Source organism: Streptomyces sp. NPDC002520 (assembly GCF_053595235.1).
Genome location: NZ_JBSFXG010000098.1, coordinates 1 through 1,052, shown reverse-complemented (window position 1 = coordinate 1,052; position 1,052 = coordinate 1). Strand labels below are relative to the sequence as shown.

1 protein-coding gene is annotated in these 1,052 nt (G+C 66.4%); it reads left to right on the top strand.

The features are described 5' to 3' along the window. The first annotated feature begins 26 nt into the window (after window positions 1-26). Window positions 27-455, top strand: a complete 429-nt coding sequence (locus ACWD5D_RS44880; RefSeq protein WP_451378508.1) for a Fur family transcriptional regulator — start codon at window positions 27-29, stop codon at window positions 453-455. Window positions 456-1,052: the final 597 nt, after the last annotated feature.

The window sequence follows — 1,052 nt, the reverse complement described above, 5'->3', positions numbered from 1 at the left end:
GCGGCCTGGATCAACAAGCCGGCACCATACGGCCCACTGATCCCGGCACAGCGTTAGAACGATCTACCTGCCTTGATCGCTTTGACAGGTTCCGCTTCACCTCCGCCCAGGAGTTGCACGAGGCACTGGAAGCAGACGGCATCACCATCGGTCTGACCACGGTGTACCGGACCCTCCACGCCTTGGACCGCTCCGGACAGCTCGACGTCGTACGGGAGAAGAGCGGGGAACGGCTCTACCGGCCCCGCCCCGCCGACGGGCACCGCCACTATCTCGTCTGCCGCGACTGCGGCCTCTGCACGGAGGTCGAGGCCGGCTTGGTCGAACGCTGGGCGGAGAACGTCGCCGAGGTCATGGGTTTCAACGAGGTCGAGCACACAGTGGAACTGACCGGCGTCTGCGACCGGTGCCGCTTCACCCGGACCACCCCGGGCACCGCGGAGGAGCACGCCTGAACGGCGACTGACTCTCGACGGACGCACAGGAGGAACGACAGGGTGTGTACGGGGGCTTTGCGTGGCCCGGTCACGAGACCGAACTTGTTGGCCGCCCGACTCCGGTCACCGCGTCCTTTGCGCTCATGCCCTTGCTCAGCGTGGTCTTCGCGGTCGTCTCGATCGAGAGCGGCGTCTCCTACGCCGACGCCGCAAGACCCGGCTGCCCTCACCCACGCCAGAGGAGAAGATCCTTGGACTGCGCTGGCGGACCGGTCAGGTCCAACACGGCCGCGCTGGCAGAGCCGCACAGCCGCGTCGGACGCGACCTGCTGATGTGACGGGGCTTCAGAACGAGGGTCATGCGAGCGTCAGCAGCCCGAAAAACGCGCGGGAACGGCTTGCACCGCCGTCGCTGCACCCGCCTGAATCCGCAGGTCAGGCGGCCTTTATAGACGATCGCCACCGTTCACCCGTCGGACGAGTAGAAACAGGTCGAGTAGACGACGAACACCGCAAAACCGCACCCATGAGGGTCGAGTGTGTCAAGGCGTGACTGGTTCCGGCCCGTGGTTGCCCGATGGCGCCGGGCCTTGGTGTCTGCCGGGTGTTCCTCCC